4 protein-coding genes are annotated in these 2,297 nt (G+C 67.4%); 1 reads left to right on the top strand and 3 read right to left on the bottom strand.

Going from position 1 to position 2,297, the window contains the following annotated elements; translation table 11 throughout:
* The coding region (locus tag sphsw_RS02780; protein ID WP_031439274.1) for a c-type cytochrome at window positions 1–388 on the top strand (388 nt) is incomplete at its 5' end.
* 159 nt (window positions 389–547) lie between these two features.
* On the opposite strand, the gene sphsw_RS20045 is transcribed toward sphsw_RS02780, so the two are convergent.
* From sphsw_RS20045 to sphsw_RS02770, 3 genes are all read right to left on the bottom strand, one after another.
* Window positions 548–703, bottom strand: a complete 156-nt coding sequence (locus sphsw_RS20045) for a hypothetical protein (RefSeq protein ID WP_200874006.1) — start codon at window positions 701–703, stop codon at window positions 548–550.
* A gap of 89 nt (window positions 704–792) precedes the next feature.
* Complete coding sequence (locus tag sphsw_RS02775) at window positions 793–1,275, bottom strand: TspO/MBR family protein (protein WP_031439272.1); 483 nt, start codon at window positions 1,273–1,275, stop codon at window positions 793–795.
* A 6-nt stretch (window positions 1,276–1,281) separates the two neighbouring features.
* A partial coding sequence (locus sphsw_RS02770; protein ID WP_031439271.1) for a geranylgeranyl diphosphate reductase occupies window positions 1,282–2,297 on the bottom strand: 1,016 nt, incomplete at its 5' end.

Raw genomic sequence — 2,297 nt, 5'->3', positions numbered from 1 at the left:
CGCGCCGGCGGCGACCGCATCCGCCGCCGCACCGGCTCCCGACAATGTCGATACGCTCAGCGGCGTCAAATTTGCCGGCTATACGGGCGATGCCGCCAAGGGGAAGACCGCGTTCATCACCTGCCAGACCTGTCACGCGGTCGAGGCCGGCGTGAACAAGATCGGCCCCTCGCTGCATGAGGTGGTCGGCCGGGCCGCGGGAACGGTTGCCGGCTACACCTATTCCGCCGCCAACAAGAATAGCGGGATCACCTGGACCCCCGAAAAGCTGTTCCAGTATCTCGAAAAGCCGCAACGCGTCGTCCCGGGTACCAAGATGGCGTTCCCGGGCATCCCCGATCCGCAGAAACGCGCCGACGTGATCGCCTATCTGCAAGCCGGCGGCTGAGCAGAACCGCCGCCCCTGCCCCACCGGTCCCGCTCCTGCCTGTTGCGGGACCGGGCGGGATCGGTCGCAGTTTCGCTTGACCGCGTGACCATGGCCCGGTCGCCGCAGAGCAGGGTGTGAAACGCCAAGCCCGGTCCTACACTCTGGAATGACCGACATTCAGCCTCGCGCCGTCCTTGCCAGATCGGCGAGATGGACCGGAAGCGAGACGATGAGCGGCACCGCGACCCAAGGCCAGTCGAGCCCGGTCAGCGCGGCGCGCAGCGCGACCAGCATCAGCATGCCCGGCGCCAGCCGGAGTGCCGCAGTCGCCATGCTCCACCCCTGCCGTCGCAGCCAGAGAAGTTCGAGGGCGATTACCCACAGCACGATATCGACCGCGTGCCCGCTAGCGAATAGCCAGGTCAGGAAAATGGTCCGTTGAGCTGGACGATCGACAGATTGAGGTAACCCGCGAACGCCACCCACAGCAGATAGGGCAGCAACAGCGCTGCCGCAGGCCGCGAATGCCGGGCCAGGATGACGATCAGCACCAGGATCGACAGCCAGAGCACGACCATCTCCGCGACCGCCCAGTCGGGCCGCTGCAGGCGGAAGAAAACCAGGCTCCACAGGATGTTGAGAAACCCATTGCCCGCGAACAGGCCGAGCAGCCATTCGCGCTCGCGCCACCCCGCAATCGCCCGCCATCCCGTGACGCCCGCCAGGGCCGTACAGCTGTAGATCGCGGTCCAGGCCAGCCCATAGGCGGCGTCGGGCGGTGCCCAATGCGGCTTGAGCAGACTGGCATACCAGGATCCGGTGTCGATGATTGTCGCGCCCACCAGTGCCACCAATGTCGCGAGCAACGCCGCGATGCACACCGGAAAGATCCAGACCCTATCCATCGCGCATCAGCTCGCAGTCTGCAGCAGATGCCGCATGTCCTTGGCGAAGATCCGTGCATAGGCGAGCGGCCGCGCATAGATCAGCCGCTTGTTCATATAGGCGTGCCAGGTCAGATGCTGGACGTCGCGGTCGGCGCACATCGCCACGAAGCGTTCGCGGCGGCGATCGTCGCGGTACCAGAAATGCTGCATGATCGCGAGGATGCGGAACACCAGCCCATGCGCGCGCATGAACCGCCGCCGCGCCGCGCCGAGCGCCTTGGGGTCTCCGCTAGCGAGGAAGGTATCGACTGCCTCGGCAGCGAACCGCGCGGACAGCATCGCGTAATAAAGCCCCTCGCCCGAGGCCGGCGCGACCGCCCCCGCGGCATCGCCGATCACCAGCACGTCGCGGCCATTATCCCATCGCCTCAACGGGCGGAGCGGGATCGGCGCACCCTCGCGACGCAGCGTCACACACGATTCGAGTCCGAGCCGCACGCGCAACCGGCTGGTCGCGTCACGCAAACCATGCCCCTTGTGCGCGCTGCCGACGCCGATGCTCGCGGTGTCGCCGTGCGGGAACAGCCAGCCATAGAAATCGGGCGAAAATTCGGCTTGATAGAAGACGTCGCACCGGGTGCGATCGAACGCCGCGGTGCCGGGTTGCGGCGTACGGATTACCTCGTGATAGGCGAAGACGCACGGGTTGCGCACTGCATCGTCGAACACCGCCTCGGCGACGCGCGACCGGGCGCCGTCCGCGCCGATCACGCACCGCGCGCGGACGCGATGATCGCCCTCGCCATCGGTATAGCGGACCTGCGCGCCACCATCGCCGTCGCGGACGATCGCCTCGAACCGCCCGGTGCGCCGCTCCGCGCCATTTTTGGCAGCGCGGTCGCGCAGCCACTCGTCGAACGTGTCGCGGTCGACCATGCCGACATAGCCGCCCGCGCCGCTCGGATCGACCGGCATGTCGACCGCACGCCGCGACGGCGCGATCATCCGCGCGGTTCGCGCCCGCCCGACGATCAGATGAT

Origin of the sequence: Sphingomonas sp. FUKUSWIS1 (genome assembly GCF_000733135.1) — a bacterium.
Classification (GTDB): domain Bacteria; phylum Pseudomonadota; class Alphaproteobacteria; order Sphingomonadales; family Sphingomonadaceae; genus Sphingomonas; species Sphingomonas aerolata.
Note: the sequence above shows the minus strand (reverse complement) of the source record. Positions and strands in the feature narration are given on the sequence as shown.